The 16,466-nt window shown below is 61.0% G+C and carries 16 protein-coding genes; 13 read left to right on the forward strand and 3 right to left on the reverse strand.

The features are described from left to right. Nucleotides 1-30 precede the first annotated feature (30 nt). Nucleotides 31-1,347 (reverse strand): bifunctional DedA family/phosphatase PAP2 family protein, encoded by a 1,317-nt coding sequence (locus LOY38_RS03965; protein WP_258698916.1) that lies wholly within the window; start codon nucleotides 1,345-1,347, stop codon nucleotides 31-33. A gap of 191 nt (nucleotides 1,348-1,538) precedes the next feature. Then, nucleotides 1,539-2,237 carry a DNA-3-methyladenine glycosylase gene (locus tag LOY38_RS03970; protein ID WP_258698917.1) on the reverse strand — a complete coding sequence of 233 codons (699 nt, stop codon included), beginning with the start codon at nucleotides 2,235-2,237 and terminating at the stop codon, nucleotides 1,539-1,541. Nucleotides 2,238-2,424: 187 nt separating this feature from the next. Here LOY38_RS03970 and LOY38_RS03975 point away from each other — a divergent pair, with 187 nt between their 5' ends. The 13 genes from LOY38_RS03975 (at nucleotide 2,425) to LOY38_RS04035 (ending at nucleotide 15,004) form a co-directional block, all read left to right on the forward strand. After that, entirely contained in the window at nucleotides 2,425-3,696 is a 1,272-nt protein-coding gene (locus LOY38_RS03975; RefSeq protein WP_258698918.1) for a glutamate-5-semialdehyde dehydrogenase, read from the forward strand. Between the two features lies 1 nt (nucleotide 3,697). Then, nucleotides 3,698-4,387: a nicotinate-nucleotide adenylyltransferase gene (gene nadD / locus LOY38_RS03980; protein WP_258698919.1), complete on the forward strand. Its 690-nt coding sequence runs from the start codon at nucleotides 3,698-3,700 to the stop codon at nucleotides 4,385-4,387. A 72-nt stretch (nucleotides 4,388-4,459) separates the two neighbouring features. Beyond that, complete coding sequence (gene rsfS / locus LOY38_RS03985; protein ID WP_258698920.1) at nucleotides 4,460-4,954, forward strand: ribosome silencing factor; 495 nt, start codon at nucleotides 4,460-4,462, stop codon at nucleotides 4,952-4,954. A gap of 9 nt (nucleotides 4,955-4,963) precedes the next feature. Beyond that, nucleotides 4,964-5,431, forward strand: coding sequence for a 23S rRNA (pseudouridine(1915)-N(3))-methyltransferase RlmH (rlmH, locus tag LOY38_RS03990; RefSeq protein WP_003185785.1), 468 nt, complete (start codon nucleotides 4,964-4,966; stop codon nucleotides 5,429-5,431). A 10-nt stretch (nucleotides 5,432-5,441) separates the two neighbouring features. After that, nucleotides 5,442-7,337, forward strand: a complete 1,896-nt coding sequence (gene mrdA / locus LOY38_RS03995; RefSeq protein WP_258698921.1) for a penicillin-binding protein 2 — start codon at nucleotides 5,442-5,444, stop codon at nucleotides 7,335-7,337. A gap of 31 nt (nucleotides 7,338-7,368) precedes the next feature. Then, a complete protein-coding gene (gene rodA, locus LOY38_RS04000; protein WP_258700648.1) occupies nucleotides 7,369-8,472 on the forward strand; it encodes a rod shape-determining protein RodA in 1,104 nt (367 codons plus the stop codon). A 17-nt stretch (nucleotides 8,473-8,489) separates the two neighbouring features. Continuing rightward, the gene (gene mltB, locus LOY38_RS04005; protein WP_258698922.1) at nucleotides 8,490-9,500 is read left to right on the forward strand and encodes a lytic murein transglycosylase B; all 1,011 of its coding nucleotides are present in this window, start codon (nucleotides 8,490-8,492) and stop codon (nucleotides 9,498-9,500) included. Further along, the gene (locus LOY38_RS04010; RefSeq protein WP_258698923.1) at nucleotides 9,500-10,510 is read left to right on the forward strand and encodes a septal ring lytic transglycosylase RlpA family protein; all 1,011 of its coding nucleotides are present in this window, start codon (nucleotides 9,500-9,502) and stop codon (nucleotides 10,508-10,510) included. Before mltB ends, LOY38_RS04010 begins: the two co-directional genes overlap by 1 nt. 180 nt (nucleotides 10,511-10,690) lie before the next feature. Beyond that, nucleotides 10,691-11,848 (forward strand): D-alanyl-D-alanine carboxypeptidase family protein, encoded by a 1,158-nt coding sequence (locus LOY38_RS04015; protein WP_258698924.1) that lies wholly within the window; start codon nucleotides 10,691-10,693, stop codon nucleotides 11,846-11,848. A gap of 81 nt (nucleotides 11,849-11,929) precedes the next feature. Continuing rightward, complete coding sequence (locus LOY38_RS04020) at nucleotides 11,930-12,205, forward strand: DUF493 domain-containing protein (protein ID WP_258698925.1); 276 nt, start codon at nucleotides 11,930-11,932, stop codon at nucleotides 12,203-12,205. Then, complete coding sequence (gene lipB / locus LOY38_RS04025; RefSeq protein ID WP_183682885.1) at nucleotides 12,205-12,852, forward strand: lipoyl(octanoyl) transferase LipB; 648 nt, start codon at nucleotides 12,205-12,207, stop codon at nucleotides 12,850-12,852. The genes LOY38_RS04020 and lipB overlap by 1 nt, the downstream gene beginning before the upstream one ends. A gap of 1 nt (nucleotide 12,853) precedes the next feature. Next, on the forward strand, nucleotides 12,854-13,876 hold the full coding sequence (gene lipA / locus LOY38_RS04030; protein WP_007946663.1) for a lipoyl synthase: 1,023 nt from the start codon (nucleotides 12,854-12,856) through the stop codon (nucleotides 13,874-13,876). A gap of 177 nt (nucleotides 13,877-14,053) precedes the next feature. Next, nucleotides 14,054-15,004: an LD-carboxypeptidase gene (locus tag LOY38_RS04035; protein WP_258698926.1), complete on the forward strand. Its 951-nt coding sequence runs from the start codon at nucleotides 14,054-14,056 to the stop codon at nucleotides 15,002-15,004. Between the two features lie 116 nt (nucleotides 15,005-15,120). Here the strand turns inward: LOY38_RS04035 and LOY38_RS04040 are convergent, their stop codons facing one another. Then, nucleotides 15,121-16,443: a lytic murein transglycosylase gene (locus tag LOY38_RS04040; RefSeq protein WP_258698927.1), complete on the reverse strand. Its 1,323-nt coding sequence runs from the start codon at nucleotides 16,441-16,443 to the stop codon at nucleotides 15,121-15,123. Nucleotides 16,444-16,466 lie beyond the last annotated feature (23 nt).

Genomic DNA, 16,466 nt, shown 5'->3' on the forward strand with positions numbered 1-16,466 from the left:
CAGCTGCTACAGGTGCGATCTTTTGATCTTTCAGTACGCATACCGCAACAAAGCATGCGGCAAATGCCTCAACACAAAGAATCCGAACAGCGCCACCAACGATGGCAACACCAGCCACCAGACCTTGGGTGGCATGGCGTTGAGTGGCGCCTGGCGCTGACTCAGCCACAGGCTGGCCGCACAGATACACGCCGCCAGCATTGCACCGGCCAACACATCGGTCGGCCAGTGCGCGCCCAGATATACCCGCGACAAGGCAATCGCCAGTGCCGGCAAGCAGCCCACCAATAACCAGGTCAGGCGCATTCGCGGCGGTTGTCCGCGGCCAGCCAGCACCGCGAGCGTCAGAAACAGCGCGAAGGAGCCCGAGGCATGGCCGCTGGGCATGCTGTAGCTGGTCAGTGGATCACTCAGCACTTCCGGGCGCATGCGGGCGAAAAAGTGCTTGGTCGCGGTGTTGCCCAGCGCGGTGAACAGCAGGGTGCCACCCGCGAAGATCGCGTGCCGCCATTGCCGCGTCAGCAACAGCAAGGCTGTCAGCAGGGCGCTGATCATAAACATGTTGCGGAATTCGCCGATCAGCGTGAACACCACAGCCACTTCATCGAGCATCGGGCTGCGGTGTTCCTGCACCAGAGTCATCAACCCTTGGTCGAGGGCGGTCAGGTGCGGATAGCCGATGAACAGCCCGGCCAGAATCACCAGGCTCAGGCTGGCAATCAGCACCGTGGCCTTGCGATGGCGGCGCAGGCTGCTGTTGATGCTCAGCCCCACCATCACCGCAATACTGCCCGCGACGACCCCGGCCTCGGGCCAGAAACCTTCCGGCAACGGCAAACGAATGGCCGCGCCCGTGGCCCAGCCGGGCAGCAGATAGGCAACGCTCCAGCCTGCGGCGGCCAGCAGGCTGACGACGGCGAATCGTGGGAACGGCATGTCGAACATCCCGGCGACCATGGGCAGCATGGGCCGCAACGGGCCGATAAAGCGGCCGACCAACAGGCTGGCGATGCCATAGCGCTGGAAGTAGGCCTCGGCACCCGCGATCCATTCCGGGTGATGGCGCAACCCTGGCAGGCGACGGATGTTCTGGTGGAAATGGCGACCCAGGAAATACGAAACGATATCGCCCAGCACACCGCCGAGGAAACCCAGCAGCAGTGTTTCACCCAATGACAATGCGCCACTGCCGGCCAGCACCGTCACGGCAAACAGCAACACCGTGCCGGGTACGATCAGCCCGGCAATCGCCAGGCATTCCATACAAGCCACTATGAACACTGCCGCGGCCAGCCACTGCGGATTGACCGTCAGCCAACCGGTCACGCTATCGAGCCATGGGCCCATAAAAACAACTCCATCTGATTCAATTGGCCCTTGGTGGGCGAACATAATTTAAACAATGTCAAAAGTCCTGTGGGAGCGGGCTTGCCCGCGATGGTGCCTGGACAGTCAACATTGATGTCGACCGGTATGGCCCTATCGCGGGCAAGCCCGCTCCCACAAGGGATCTCCTTTGCATCAAGATTCAGCCGGTATCAGGACAACAAAAAATAATCTCGACCTTCGATTTGCCCCCGGCGCAACGGGTTGCGTGTGCAATAGGGCGCATAAGCCGCGTCGACGAAACGGTACATCAGGTGTTCGTCGCGCCCATGGGGAATGCCCAGCCGTGTGGTCTGGATGATGTGGCCGGGCGCCGGCCCCCGGTCTTCCACCAGCAACACTTCATGATCGAAGCGCTTGGCGTCCCAGACCGGCACCTTCAGTCCCAGCGCCTTGCACAGTAGGGTCTGCCCGGCACACAGCTTTTGCGAGGGGCGAGGGCGGCCCTGAGCGTCGGGGTTGTTCAGCAGCATCTGCGCCAGGCTTGCCGGCCCGCTCAGTTCATCGACCCATGGATAGGCTGATTTGATCAGTACGGCATTGCCCGGCCCCTGAGCGCTGAAGTTCAGGGAATCGCCGCCACGGGCGTAATACATATAGATGTGGCCACCATCCAGAAACAAAGCCTTACGCTTTTCTGTGTAGCCGAGGGAGGCGTGACTGCCTTTTTCTTCGCAGTAATAGGCTTCGGTCTCGATGATCCGGGCACTGAGCCATAGGTCGTCGACCCGATGACGGATGATCTTGCCCAGTAAATCCCGGGCCAGCGTTTGGGCATCGCGGTCGAAAAACGCATCCGGTAGCGCTTTGGGTGGGCGCGTATCGGACGCACGAACAGTCAGGTTGGTCATGATGGACAGCGTTTGTCAGGGCTGATTGAGTCGTGATGATAACAATATGCAGCTTAATCAAGCTTAATCACGGCTGAACGTCGGCAAATTGCCTTCCATTTCGACCATCCGCCCGTCACCGCTGTTAGTCCCGAGACGCGACAGCTATAATCTGCCGCTTTCCTCTTTACCAAGACCACAGTAGACCATGACTGAGTCCGTTCTTGACTACATGACCCGTTTGGGTCACGCCGCCCGCGAAGCTTCCCGTGTGATCGGCCGTGCCAGCACCGCGCAGAAAAACCGCGCATTGCAGGCGGCAGCCAGTGCGCTGGACGCTGCGCGCGCCGAGCTGAGCGCAGCCAATGAGCTGGATTTGACCGCCGGTCGCGCCAATGGTCTTGAGCCGGCTCTGCTGGAACGGCTGGCGCTGACCCCGGCGCGCATCGACAGCATGATCGTCGGTTTGCGTCAGGTCGCGGCACTGCCGGACCCGGTCGGCGCGATCCGTGACATGAGTTATCGGCCGTCGGGCATTCAGGTCGGCAAGATGCGCGTGCCGTTGGGCGTGATCGGAATCATCTACGAGTCGCGGCCGAACGTGACCATCGATGCCGCCAGCCTGTGCCTGAAGTCCGGCAATGCGACCATCCTGCGTGGCGGTTCCGAGGCGATTCATTCCAACCGTGCCATCGCCGCCTGCATTCAGCGTGGCCTGGCCGAGGCAGGTCTGCCGGCCGCCGTGGTGCAAGTGGTTGAAACCACCGACCGTGCCGCCGTCGGCGCGCTGATCACCATGCCGGAATACGTCGACGTCATCGTGCCTCGTGGCGGCCGTGGCCTGATCGAGCGGGTCAGCCGCGATGCCCGCGTGCCCGTCATCAAGCACCTGGACGGCATTTGCCACGTCTACGTCAGTGCCCACGCCGATCTGCCGAAAGCCCGGCGCATCGCGTTCAACGCCAAGACTTATCGTTATGGCATCTGCGGCGCGATGGAAACGCTGCTGGTGGATCAAGCCGTTGCCAAAGATTTCCTGCCCTCGATGGCGGCACAGTTCCGCGAGAAAGGCGTCGAACTGCGCGGTTGCGAGCGCACCCGGGCAATCATCGAGGCCGTTGCGGCCACCGAGGAAGACTGGACCACCGAATACCTGGCGCCGATTCTCTCGATCCGCGTGGTCGACGGGCTGGATCAGGCCATCGAGCACATTAACAAGTACGGCTCCCATCACACCGACTCGATCGTCAGCGAAAACCTGGCCGACAGCCGGCGTTTCGTGGCTGAAGTCGATTCGTCTTCGGTGATGATCAACACCCCGACGTGCTTCGCCGATGGTTTTGAATACGGATTGGGTGCCGAGATTGGCATTTCTACTGATAAGCTGCACGCCCGCGGCCCGGTGGGCCTCGAAGGGCTGACCTGCGAGAAGTACATCGTAGTCGGTGACGGTCAGTTGCGCGGCCAGGAGTCGGTCTGACTTGGGCGACCTCGACCCGTCAGCCCACGTGACCGCCAGCGAGCCCCGGCCTCGACGCATTGGCGTACTGGGCGGGACCTTCGACCCGGTGCACATCGGCCATCTGCGCGGTGCGCTGGAAGTCGCCGAATCGCTGGCGCTCGATGAGTTGCGTCTGACACCCAGTGCCAGGCCGCCTCATCGCGGCACGCCGCAGGTGTCGGCGAAGGACCGTCTGGCGATGGTCAAGTGCGCGGTGGCCGGTGTGCCACCGTTGGTGGTGGACGCCCGCGAATTGCAGCGGGACAAACCGTCCTACACCATCGATACCCTGGAACTGATGCGCGCCGAACTTGCCGCTTCAGACCAGGTTTTTCTACTTTTGGGCTGGGACGCATTTTGCGGCCTGCCCACTTGGCACCGCTGGGAAGAGTTGCTCCAGCATTGCCACATCCTGGTGCTGCAACGCCCGGATGCCGACAGCGAACCGCCGGATGCCTTGCGCAACCTGCTGGCGGCGCGCTCGGTGAGCGACCCGCTGGCCCTCAAAGGGCCGAGCGGACAGATTGCATTCGTCTGGCAGACACCGCTCGCGGTATCCGCCACCCAGATCCGTCAACTGCTGGCCAGCGGTAAGTCGGTACGTTTCCTGGTGCCCGACGCGGTCCTGGCCTACATCGATGCGCACGGACTTTACCGTGCGTCGAACTGAAAAAGGGCGCGCTTCAAGGCACGTGAATGCGTGTATCGAAGCGCCCGAACATACGAGCAAAACGAGTTTTATATGACTGACAAAGACGTAAACAAAGTAAAGCGCAAGGGCACGTTCAAGAGCGCTCCGCTGCCGGTCGCGGCTGACACCGGCCCGGAGCTGCGTGGCGAAGAGCTGGTCAAGGTTGCCGTAGCAGCCCTGGAAGACGTCAAGGCCCAGGACATTCTGGTGATCGACGTTCGTGAAAAGCAGAGCATCACTGACTTCATGATCATCGCTACCGGTACTTCCAACCGCCAGATCGGCGCGATGCTGGATAAGGTCCGCGAGGCGGTCAAGGCTCAGGGCGTCAAGCCGTTGGGTGAAGAAGGCAAGGGTGACAGCGACTGGGTGTTGCTGGATATGGACGATGTCATCGTACACATGATGACGGCCAGCGCTCGTCAGTTCTATGACCTGGAGCGGTTGTGGCAGGGTGCCGAGCAGAGCCGTGCCGGCAGCGCCGCGCACCACAGCCCGGAAAACACCCATGAGCATTTCATCAAGCTCAACAAAGACCAGCAATAAGGGGCCGCTGTGCGACTGCGACTGATCGCCGTCGGTTCACGCATGCCCAAGTGGGTGGAAGAAGGCTGGCATGAATATGCCAAGCGTCTTCCGTCCGAGCTGGCGCTGGAACTGGTGGAAATTCCGCTCAACACCCGCGGCAAGAACGCCGACGTGGCGCGCTTTATCCGTCAGGAAGGCGAAGCCATGCTGGCCAAGGTCGGGCCTAACGAGCGTATTGTCACCCTCGAAGTCCACGGCAAGCCCTGGAGCACCGAGCAACTGGCGGTCGAACTCGATCGCTGGCGGCTGGACTCGCGCACGGTGAACTTCATGGTCGGCGGCCCCGAAGGGCTGGCACCGGAAGTCTGTGCGCGGGCGGATCAACGCTGGTCGTTGTCGCCATTGACGTTGCCGCACCCGTTGGTGCGGATTCTGATTGGCGAACAGCTGTACCGTGCCTGGACAGTGCTGTCCGGCCACCCTTACCACAAGTAGTTCTGCCCTCATGCCCCAGCCGATCCGCATCAAGGACCACGAAAAAGACGCCCGTCTGGTGCGTGGCCGCGTCGTGTTCGGGGCCATTACGGTGGTGGTGCTGATTGGCGTGCTGATCGCGCGGCTGTATTTCCTTCAGGTGATCCAGTACGAGTACCACTCGACCCTGTCGGAAAACAACCGCGTTCACGTGCAGCCGATTCCCCCGACTCGCGGGCTGATCTTCGACCGCAATGGCGTGGTGGTGGCCGACAACCGGCCCAGCTTCAGCCTGAGCATGACCCGCGAGCGCTCCGGCGACTGGCAGCAAGTGCTCGACGCGATCGTCGAAGTGCTGGAGCTGACACCCGAGGACCGGGTGATCTTCGAGAAACGCATGCGTCAGGGGCGCCGACCGTTCGAACCGGTGCCGATCCTGTTCGAGCTGACCGAAGAGCAGATCGCCCGCATCGCGGTGAACCAGTTCCGTCTGCCCGGTGTGGAAGTGGTTGCGCAACTGGTACGTCATTACCCGCAGGGTGCGCACTTTGCGCACTCGGTGGGTTACATGGGGCGGATCAACGAGAAAGAGCTCAAGTCGCTCGATCCGGTGAGTTACAGCGGCACCCATCAAATTGGTAAAACCGGCATCGAGCGGTTCTACGAGCCCGAGCTGCACGGTCAGGTGGGTTACGAAGAAGTCGAGACCAACGCTCGGGGCCGCGTGTTGCGGGTGCTCAAGCGTACCGAACCGATTTCCGGCAAGGACATCGTCCTGAGCCTGGACATCAAATTGCAGGAAGCCGCCGAAGCTGCACTCGGTGGTCGTCGTGGCGCCGTGGTAGCGCTGGACCCGAAAACCGGCGAAGTGCTGGCGATGGTCAGTCAGCCGAGTTTCGACCCAAACCTGTTCGTCACCGGCATCAGTTTCAAGGCGTACTCCGAGCTTCGCGATTCCATCGACCGGCCACTGTTCAACCGGGTGCTGCGCGGTCTGTATCCGCCGGGTTCGACCATTAAACCGGCGGTGGCGATTGCCGGTCTTGATTCGGGTGTGGTCACCGCATCGACCCGGGTCTTCGATCCCGGCTACTACATGCTGCCCAATTACGACCACAAATATCGCAACTGGAACCGCACCGGCGACGGCTATGTGGATCTGGACACGGCGATCATGCGATCCAACGACACCTACTTCTATGACCTGGCCCATAAGCTGGGGATCGATCGACTGTCGAGCTACCTGGGCAAGTTCGGCATCGGCCAGAAAGTCTCCCTGGACATGTTCGAAGAATCGCCGGGGCTGATGCCGTCCCGTGAATGGAAGCGCGCGACCCGTCGTCAGGCCTGGTTCCCGGGCGAGACGCTGATTCTGGGGATTGGCCAGGGCTACATGCAGTCGACCCCGTTGCAACTGGCCCAGGCCACGGCGCTGGTGGCCAACAAAGGTGTCTGGAACCGTCCGCACCTGGCCAAGACTGTCGAAGGCGAGCGGCCGAAGGATGAAAATCCGATGCCGGACATCATCCTGCGCGACCCGTCCGACTGGACCAAGGTCAACCACGGCATGCAGCAGGTCATGCACGGCGCTCGCGGTACGGCGCGCAAGGCATCGATAGGCGCGCAATACCGGATTGCCGGCAAAAGTGGTACGGCTCAGGTGGTCGCGATCAAGCAGGGCGAGAAGTACGACCGCTCCAAGGTTCAGGAGCGTCACCGCGACCACGCCTTGTTCGTCGGCTTCGCGCCGGCCGACAACCCGCAAATCGTGGTGTCGGTGATGGTCGAGAACGGCGAGTCCGGTTCCGGCGTCGCGGCGCCTGTGGTGCGTCAAGTCATGGACGCCTGGCTCCTGGACCAGGACGGCCGGCTGAAAGCCGAATACGCCAGCCCTATCAGTGCGGAGGCTACGGCCCGTGAAGAGTAATTTCGATCGCATCCTCTCCAGCGAGGATGTGATGCGTCGCCGTGCGACGCTGTTGCAACGCCTGCACATCGACGGGCCGTTGCTGATCCTGCTGCTGACCCTCGCCGCCGGCAGCCTGTTCGTGCTGTATTCGGCCAGCGGCAAGAGCTGGGACCTATTGGCCAAGCAAGCCACTTCGTTCGGTATCGGCCTGGTATCGATGATCGTCATCGCCCAGTTCGAGCCGCGCTTCATGGCCCGCTGGGTGCCGGTCGGTTATGTGGTCGGTGTGCTCTTGCTGGTGGTGGTGGACGTGATGGGCCACAACGCCATGGGGGCCACGCGCTGGATCAACATTCCCGGGGTGATCCGCTTCCAGCCCTCGGAATTCATGAAAATCCTGATGCCGGCGACCATCGCCTGGTACTTGTCCAAACGCACCTTGCCGCCGCAGCTCAAGCATGTGGGCGTCAGTCTGTTTCTGATCGGCTTGCCGTTCATATTGATCGTGCGTCAGCCCGACCTCGGCACTTCACTGCTGATCCTCGCCGGTGGCGCGTTCGTTCTGTTCATGGGCGGCCTGCGCTGGCGCTGGATCCTCAGCGTGATTGCCGCCGCGGTGCCGGTGGCCGTGGCGATGTGGTTCTTCATCATGCACGATTACCAGAAGCAGCGAATCCTGACCTTCCTCGACCCCGAAAGCGATCCGCTGGGCACGGGCTGGAACATCATTCAGTCGAAGGCCGCCATCGGTTCCGGCGGCGTGTTCGGCAAAGGCTGGTTGCTCGGTACCCAGTCGCACCTGGACTTCCTGCCGGAAAGCCACACCGACTTCATCATTGCGGTGATGGGCGAAGAATTCGGCCTGGTGGGCATCTGCGCACTGTTGCTGATTTACCTGCTGTTGATCGGTCGCGGCCTGGTGATCACCGCCCAGGCTCAGACATTGTTCGGCAAGTTGCTTGCGGGCAGTCTGACTATGACGTTTTTTGTTTACGTTTTCGTCAACATCGGTATGGTCAGTGGCCTGTTGCCGGTCGTGGGGGTGCCGTTGCCGTTCATTAGCTACGGAGGAACTTCGCTGGTGACGCTGCTGTCAGCGTTTGGGGTTTTGATGTCGATCCATACCCATCGTAAGTGGATCGCACAGGTTTGAATAAGGTGATGATTTCAATGCAAGTAATGCGTGGCTGGGCGACTCGATACGCACCGTGGGTCGGCCTGGTAGGCATCCTTGGTTCCGCGCAGGAAGCGTTGGCCGGCGATTACGAAGGCTCACCCCAGGTGGCCGAGTTCGTCGGTGAAATGACCCGCGACTACGGCTTTGCCGGTGAACAGCTGATGGGCGTGTTCCGCGAAGCCGAGCGCAAGCAGTCGATTCTGGACGCGATTTCCAAACCCGCCGAACGCGTCAAACAGTGGAAAGAATACCGTCCAATGTTCATCACCGACGCGCGCATCGCCCGTGGTGTGGACTTCTGGCGTCAGCACGAAGCGGTGCTGGCCCGTACCGAGCAGGAGTACGGCGTGCCGGCGCAGGTGATTGTCTCGATTATCGGCGTCGAGACCTTTTTCGGCCGCAATACCGGTAATTATCGGGTGATCGACGCCTTGTCGACCCTGGGTTTCGACTATCCTCCCCGTGCCGAATTCTTCCGCAAGGAATTGCGTGAATTCCTGCTGCTGGCCCGTGAAGAGCAGGTCGACCCGTTGACCCTCAAAGGCTCCTACGCCGGAGCCATGGGCTTGCCGCAGTTCATGCCGAGCAGTTTTCGCGCCTATGCGGTGGATTTCGACGGTGACGGCCACATCAATATCTGGAACAACCCGGATGATGCGATCGGCAGCGTCGCCAGTTATTTCAAGCGTCACGGCTGGGTCGCCGGCGAACCTGTGGTCAGTCGCGCCGATGTGCGCGGCGATCAGGTGGACGACGGGCTGACCGCAGGCATCGAGCCGACGAAAACCGTCGGGGAGTTGCGGGCGCTGGGCTGGTCGAGTCATGATGCGCTGCGCGATGATATGCCGGTCACGGCTTTCCGCCTGGAAGGCGACAATGGCCCCGAATACTGGATGGGCCTGACGAATTTTTACGCGATCACGCGTTATAACCGCAGCGTGATGTACGCCATGGCCGTACATCAACTGTCTGAACAGCTGGTCCAAGCACGGGGCGTCAAGTAATGCGGGCATTGCCTATGAATAAACCCCTGAAGCTCATGGCATTCGCCGCGTTGGCGGTGCTGGTCGCCAGTTGTTCGACCAGCCGCTCGCCGACCCAGAAGTCTTCCAGCGCCGTTCGTTCGGCGCCAGGCCTGGATATCAACCGGGCCCACAAGGATGGTGCACCCTGGTGGGACGTCGACGTATCGCGCATCCCGGATGCCACGCCGACCCTGCACTCCGGTCCTTATAAAGCCAATCCGTACACCGTGCTGGGCAAGACCTACTTCCCGCTGCAAGACTCCAAAACCTACGTCGCCTCGGGCACGGCGTCCTGGTATGGCACCAAGTTCCATGGTCAGAACACCGCCAATGGCGAGGTTTATGACCTGTACGGCATGAGTGCCGCTCACAAGACATTGCCACTGCCAAGTTATGTTCGGGTGACTAACCTGGACAACAACAAAAGCGTGATCCTGCGGGTCAACGACCGTGGTCCGTTCTACTCGGACCGAATCATTGACTTGTCCTATGCCGCCGCCAAAAAGCTCGGTTACGCCGAAACCGGTACGGCGCGGGTCAAGGTCGAAGGTATCGACCCGCAGCAGTGGTGGGCACAAAAGGGCCGTCCGGCGCCTTTGATGCTCAACGAGCCGCAAGTCGCACAGAATAGCGCTCCGGTGATTACGGCTTCGGCCGGCACCGTCGAGCAATGGACACCACCACCGCAGCAACACGCCGCGGCCGTTGTGCCCGCGCAGATCGATGCAAAAAAAAACGCTTCTGTACCAGCCTCTGGCCAGTATCTGCAGGTGGGCGCGTTCGCCAACCCGGACGCTGCAGAACTCCTGAGATCGAAGCTCAGCGGGATGGTGAGCGCTCCGGTGTTCATCAGTTCGATCGTGCGCAATCAACAGACACTGCATCGGGTGCGCCTGGGGCCGATCGGTTCGCCGGGTGAAATCCAGCAAGTGCAGAACAGCGTGCGGCTGGCCAATCTCGGTTCGCCGAGCCTGGTCAGCGCCGAGTAACACGTAGTACCTGATTGACGGTTCGCTTGCGATTTGGGGGGTGGACCGGGTTGTTGGCTCGTGAAGAACAAAAGCCCGGCTAGGGTTACAGAGTGAGCAACTGAACACGTGACGGCTTTTAAAAAGTTGTCTGATTAGTTTTGCCCTAGGGCAGTTTCCATTAGCGATTTCGAGAGACGGATGAACATCACCACCTTTGCCAAACGCCTGTGCCTGCTAGTCCCGCTGCTCCTCTCGCCTGCCGCTTTTGCGGCCGAGATGATGCCGTCGCCACCGCAACTGGCCGCCAAAGCCTACGTACTCATGGACGCCAGCAGCGGCAACGTGCTGGTAGAGAACAACGGTGACCAGCGTCTGCCGCCGGCCAGCCTGACCAAGCTGATGACCGCGTACATCGCGACCCTGGAAATCCGTCGTGGCCAGATCGGTGAAAACGATCCGGTGACCGTCAGCGAAAACGCCTGGCGTACCGGCGGTTCGCGGATGTTCATCAAAGTCGGCTCGCAAGTCACCGTCAGCGACCTGCTGCACGGCATCATCATTCAGTCTGGCAACGACGCCAGTGTTGCGCTCTCCGAGCACATCGCCGGCAGCGAAGACGCGTTCGCCGACCTGATGAACAAGACCGTCGCCGATCTGGGCATGAGCAACACCCACTTCATGAACCCGACCGGTCTGCCGAACCCGGAGCACTACTCGTCGGCTCACGACATGGCCGTGCTGGCTCGCGCGATCATCCACGAAGACCCGGCTCACTACGCGATCTACTCGCAGAAAGAGTTCTTCTGGAACGGCATCAAGCAGCCTAACCGTAACCTGCTGCTGTGGCGCGACAAGACTGTCGACGGCCTGAAAACCGGCCACACCGATGAAGCCGGCTACTGCATGGTGTCTTCGGCTGTACGTGATGGCATGCGCCTGATCGCCGTGGTATTCGGCACCAACAGCGAAGTGGCCCGTGCTGCTGAAACCCAGAAGCTGCTGACCTACGGTTTCCGCTTCTTCGAAACCCAGACCTTCTATCAGAAAGGCGCCGAGCTGGCTCAGGCACCTGTCTGGAAAGGCACCACCAATCAAGTCAAGGCCGGCCTGGCTGAAGACCTGACCATGACCCTGCCAAAAGGCCAGCTGAAAAAGCTCGCTGCCAGCATGTCCATGAACCCGCAACTGGTTGCACCCATCGCCAAGGGCGACGTGATCGGTAAAGTCGAAGTGAAGCTGGACGACAAAGTGGTGCACAGCGCTAACTTGATCGCTCTGGACGCGGTCGACGAGGGTGGTATCTTCCGCCGCATGTGGGATAGCATCCGTCTATTCTTCTACGGCTTGTTCAACTGATATTGTCGACCTGCGTGCCTCCCTCCCTGATACAGGGGCGGGGGGTATGCCCGTCGCCACGGCTTACGAGGCCGTTACGCCATGACAGACTCCGAAGTAAAGGCGCCAAAGATCGAATTCCCCTGCGCGGATTACCCGATCAAGGTAATCGGCGACACTGGCGTGGGTTTCAAGGACAAGATCATCGCGATCCTTGAGAAACACGCGACCGTTGACCACAACACTTTTGCCGAACGGCAGAGTACCAACGGCAAGTACACCACCATCCAGTTGCACATCATCGCCACCGGCCAGGAACAGCTGTACGACATCAACAGCGAGTTGCGGGCTACCGGTTTCGTGCACATGGTGCTGTGATGTCTGGCACGCTGGGCTTTCGCGAGCTCGGCCAGATGGCTTACGAGCCGGTCTGGCATGCCATGCAACGCTTCACCAACGAACGCGGCAGCGATGCCGCGGACGAGATCTGGCTGGTGGAACACCCGCCGGTGTTCACCCAGGGCCAGGCCGGCAAGGCTGAGCATCTGTTGCTTCCGGGGGATATTCCGGTGGTGAAGGTCGACCGCGGTGGTCAGGTGACTTACCACGGTCCGGGTCAGTTGGTGGCCTACCTGTTGCTGGATGTCCGCAAACTGGGGTTCGGCGTGCGTGATCTGGTCAGCCGCATGGAGCAATGCCTGATCGAGCTGCTGGCCAGCTACGGCGTGACCGCGGTGGCCAAGCCGGATGCACCGGGTGTTTATGTCGATGGCGCGAAAATCGCGTCCTTGGGTCTGCGGATCCGCCACGGTTGCTCCTTTCATGGCCTGGCCCTGAATGTGGATATGAATCTGGAACCGTTTCGACGGATTAATCCCTGCGGCTACGCCGGGCTGGCGATGACCCAGCTGCGCGATCACGCAGGATCGATTGAATTTGCCGAGGTAAGTGCCCGGCTGCGCGCGCAGCTCGTCAAACACCTCGACTATGCTGAGCAGACGACCCTAACGGGCGGAATCGACTGATATGACTACTGATGCAGTGCAAACCATGATCCCGACGCTCGATGTTACCGAGCGTCCGGCCCCGCGTGCCAAGGTTGAAGCCGGCGTCAAGCTGCGCGGCGCCGAGAAGGTTGCACGCATTCCGGTAAAGATCATTCCGACCACCGAACTGCCGAAGAAACCCGACTGGATTCGCGTGCGCATCCCGGTTTCCCCGGAGGTCGACCGCATCAAGGCACTGCTGCGCAAACACAAGCTGCACAGCGTGTGCGAAGAAGCGTCCTGCCCGAACCTGGGCGAGTGCTTCTCCGGCGGCACCGCGACCTTCATGATCATGGGGGACATCTGCACCCGCCGCTGCCCGTTCTGCGACGTCGGCCACGGACGTCCGAAGCCACTGGACGTCAACGAGCCGGAAAGCCTGGCCATCGCCATCGCCGACCTCAAACTGAAATACGTGGTAATCACCTCGGTAGACCGTGACGACCTGCGTGACGGTGGTGCCCAGCACTTTGCCGACTGCATCCGCGAAATCCGCAAACTGTCGCCGAACGTTCAGCTCGAGACCTTGGTCCCGGACTACCGTGGCCGCATGGACGTCGCGCTGGAAATCACCGCCGCCGAGCCGCCGGATGTGTTCAACCACAACCTGGAAACCGTGCCGCGCCTGTACAAGGCTGCGCGTCCGGGGTCGGATTACCAGTGGTCGCTGACGTTGCTGCAACGCTTCAAGCAGATGATGCCGCACATTCCGACCAAGTCCGGTTTGATGCTGGGCCTGGGCGAAACCGATGAAGAAGTCATCGAAGTCATGAAGCGCATGCGCGAACACGACATCGACATGCTGACCCTGGGCCAGTACCTGCAACCGTCCCGCAGCCACTTGCCGGTCCAGCGTTTCGTGCACCCGGACACCTTCGCCTGGTTTGCCGAGGAAGGTTACAAGATGGGCTTCAAGAACGTCGCTTCCGGCCCGTTGGTACGTTCCTCGTACCACGCCGACGAGCAGGCGAAGCTGGTCAAGGCCGAGTTGATGTCGTCCTGATCCCGCTGTGAGAGCAAAAAAAGGCCCGCAAGGCTTCTAGGCCTTGCGGGCCTTTTTTTAGCAGTGCCTACGGCTATTACAGTCTTTTCCTGCAAACCGTGGTGCGATTGCCCCTCTTCTGTTTATCCCCGTTCCTGACTACTGTGTGCTGAAGCGTTCACACAGGGAGAATCATGGATGACTGCTCGACCGACCCACACCCTTTGTCCTCACATCCCGGTTCCGGCCTTGCCGCCTGCAGGGCTGATCGGCGTGATCGCGCCCGCCGGCCCCGCAGCACTGGACACCAATAAAGCCATTGCCTGGATGCGTGCTCGCGGCTATTCGCTGCGGGTGTTTCCCGGGGTTTACGAGCAAGAAGGCTATCTGGCCGGCAGCGACGATGTGCGACTCAATGACTTGCACGCAGCCTTCGCCGACAGCGAGGTCGACGCGATCATCTGTCTGCGCGGCGGTTACGGTACGCCGCGTTTGCTCGATCGCATCGATTTCGAATTATTGCGCAACAACGCCAAGCCGTTCATCGGCTACAGCGACATCACAGCGCTGCACTTGGCCATCAGCCGTTATGCAGGCTTCGTGACCTTCCACGGTCCGATGCTCAATGCCGATCTGCTGGGTGACAAGCAGACCCCCACCGAGTCCTCGTTTTTCAACATGCTGCGCGGTCAGGTAAAGGCAGACAGCGTACTGGCGCATCCAGTGGCCTACCCGTTGACCACCCTCGAACCAGGCATCGCTCATGGGCGTTTGCTGGGGGGTAATCTGTCAATGATCGCCGCGACCATGGGCACGCCTTACGAGATCGATGCCGAGGGCGCCATCCTGTTTATCGAGGACATCAACGAGCCGCTGTATCGCATTGACCGGCTGCTGACTCATCTGCGTCTGGCTGGCACGTTGCACAAGCTGCGTGGGGTTCTGGTGGGGGATGTGGCAGGGGTTGATGCGATTGCGCTGGAGAGGTTGCTCAAGCAGACCTTTGCTCCGTTGCGCATACCCGTGCTGGCCGGATGGCGCAGCGGGCATTGTGATCCGAATTTGACACTGCCGATGGGCGCGCTGGTCAGGCTGGATGCGGGGGACAAGGCGTTGGTGTTGGAGCAGGATGTGGTGATCAAGGCTTAGGAATTCATCGCCTGACAGTCAGTCTTCGCAAGCAAGCCCGCTCCCACAGGATCAAGGTGTACGCAAATGTCGCATTCACCTTTGAACTTGTGGGAGCGGGCTTGCCCGCGATGCTTTTAGCGGTTACGCAAACCTTCCAGCAACTTGTGCGTCGGATACCCATCCGCCGGCCATCCAAACGACTGCTGCGCGCTGCGGATCGCCTTGCGGGTATTGGCACCGATAATCCCGTCGGCGGTGCCGGCATCGTAGTTCCGGGCGCTCAGCAGGTTTTGCAGCTCGATTCGCTCGGTACGGCTCAGCGGCAAGTCATCTTTTGGCCATAGACCGTTAATCAGGCCACCGCCATTGAAGCGCTCGGACAACAGGCTCACGCCCAAGGCGTAGGACGAAGAGTTGTTGTACTTCAGGATTGCGCGGAAGTTATCGAGGATCAGGAACGCCGGGCCGCGATAGCCTGCCGGCAGCAGCAGGGCGGCCGACAGGTGTTCGGAACCTGCCGGAACCTGGCCGCCATCGGGCAGGGTGACCCCCAACTGCTGCCACTCGGCAACGCTCTTGCGAATCGTGCCATCGGCCAGGGCGTAATTGAAGCCACTCGCCAGTTGCACTTCAAAGCCCCATGGCTGGCCTTTCTGCCAGCCGGAGCTTTGCAGGTAGTGCGCGGTCGAGGCCAGTGCATCGGCGGGGCTGTTCCAGATATCGCGACGGCCATCGCCATCGAAGTCCACGGCGTGGGTGTTGTAGGTGGTCGGGATGAACTGGGTCTGGCCCATGGCACCGGCCCAGGAACCGAGCATTTTCTCAGGTTCGATATCGCCCTGTTGCAGGATTTGCAGGGCAGCAATCAGCTGCGCATGAGCAAAGCCCGGCCGTCGACCTTCATAAGCCAGGGTCGCCAGGGAGTTGATCACCGACTTGTTACCCTGGAACTGACCGAAGTTACTCTCCATGCCCCACACTGCGACCAATGCCTGGCGGTCGACGCCATAACGCTGTTCGATGCTTTGCAGGATGTCGGCATATTGGCTGACCAGTGCCTGACCTTTGCGCACCCGCAGCGGTGACAGGGCGCCATCGAGGTATTCCCACACCGGGCGAGTAAATTCCGGTTGGCTGCGGTCGGCACGGATCACGCTGGCGTCCACGCTGACATTGGCAAAGGCGCGGTCGAACAGGTCGGCGCGAATGCCGGCGGCGAGGGCGTCTTTGCGAAAGCCCGCCTGCCATTCGGCAAAGGTCTGGGTGGGCTGGATGTCGAGATTCTCACCGGTCGGAACCACCGGAGGAATGACCGCAGGGGCCGTGGCAACGGTGCGGGTCTGAAGCGGCTGGGCGTCGGCGGCGGTAGGTTTTTCCGCACAGGCGACAAGCAGAACGAGGCTGGAGGCAGCTATCAGTTGGCGAAGGTGCCAACGACGGGAAAGACGAAGGGGCATGCACAGGTCCAGAGGATACGAAT

Origin of the sequence: Pseudomonas sp. B21-015, assembly GCF_024749285.1 — a bacterium.
In the GTDB taxonomy this organism is placed as follows: domain Bacteria; phylum Pseudomonadota; class Gammaproteobacteria; order Pseudomonadales; family Pseudomonadaceae; genus Aquipseudomonas.

Excerpts from the sequence above, each read along its gene's own strand:
- LOY38_RS03965 (WP_258698916.1), bottom strand. The coding sequence starts at position 1,347 with ATGGGCCCATGGCTCGATAGCGTGACCGGTTGGCTGACGGTCAATCCG.
- LOY38_RS03970 (WP_258698917.1), bottom strand. The coding sequence starts at position 2,237 with ATGACCAACCTGACTGTTCGTGCGTCCGATACGCGCCCACCCAAAGCG.
- LOY38_RS03975 (WP_258698918.1), top strand. The coding sequence starts at position 2,425 with ATGACTGAGTCCGTTCTTGACTACATGACCCGTTTGGGTCACGCCGCC.
- rsfS (WP_258698920.1), top strand. The coding sequence starts at position 4,460 with ATGACTGACAAAGACGTAAACAAAGTAAAGCGCAAGGGCACGTTCAAG.
- mrdA (WP_258698921.1), top strand. The coding sequence starts at position 5,442 with ATGCCCCAGCCGATCCGCATCAAGGACCACGAAAAAGACGCCCGTCTG.
- rodA (WP_258700648.1), top strand. The coding sequence starts at position 7,369 with ATGCGTCGCCGTGCGACGCTGTTGCAACGCCTGCACATCGACGGGCCG.
- mltB (WP_258698922.1), top strand. The coding sequence starts at position 8,490 with ATGCAAGTAATGCGTGGCTGGGCGACTCGATACGCACCGTGGGTCGGC.
- LOY38_RS04010 (WP_258698923.1), top strand. The coding sequence starts at position 9,500 with ATGCGGGCATTGCCTATGAATAAACCCCTGAAGCTCATGGCATTCGCC.
- LOY38_RS04015 (WP_258698924.1), top strand. The coding sequence starts at position 10,691 with ATGAACATCACCACCTTTGCCAAACGCCTGTGCCTGCTAGTCCCGCTG.
- LOY38_RS04020 (WP_258698925.1), top strand. The coding sequence starts at position 11,930 with ATGACAGACTCCGAAGTAAAGGCGCCAAAGATCGAATTCCCCTGCGCG.
- lipB (WP_183682885.1), top strand. The coding sequence starts at position 12,205 with ATGTCTGGCACGCTGGGCTTTCGCGAGCTCGGCCAGATGGCTTACGAG.
- lipA (WP_007946663.1), top strand. The coding sequence starts at position 12,854 with ATGACTACTGATGCAGTGCAAACCATGATCCCGACGCTCGATGTTACC.
- LOY38_RS04035 (WP_258698926.1), top strand. The coding sequence starts at position 14,054 with ATGACTGCTCGACCGACCCACACCCTTTGTCCTCACATCCCGGTTCCG.
- LOY38_RS04040 (WP_258698927.1), bottom strand. The coding sequence starts at position 16,443 with ATGCCCCTTCGTCTTTCCCGTCGTTGGCACCTTCGCCAACTGATAGCT.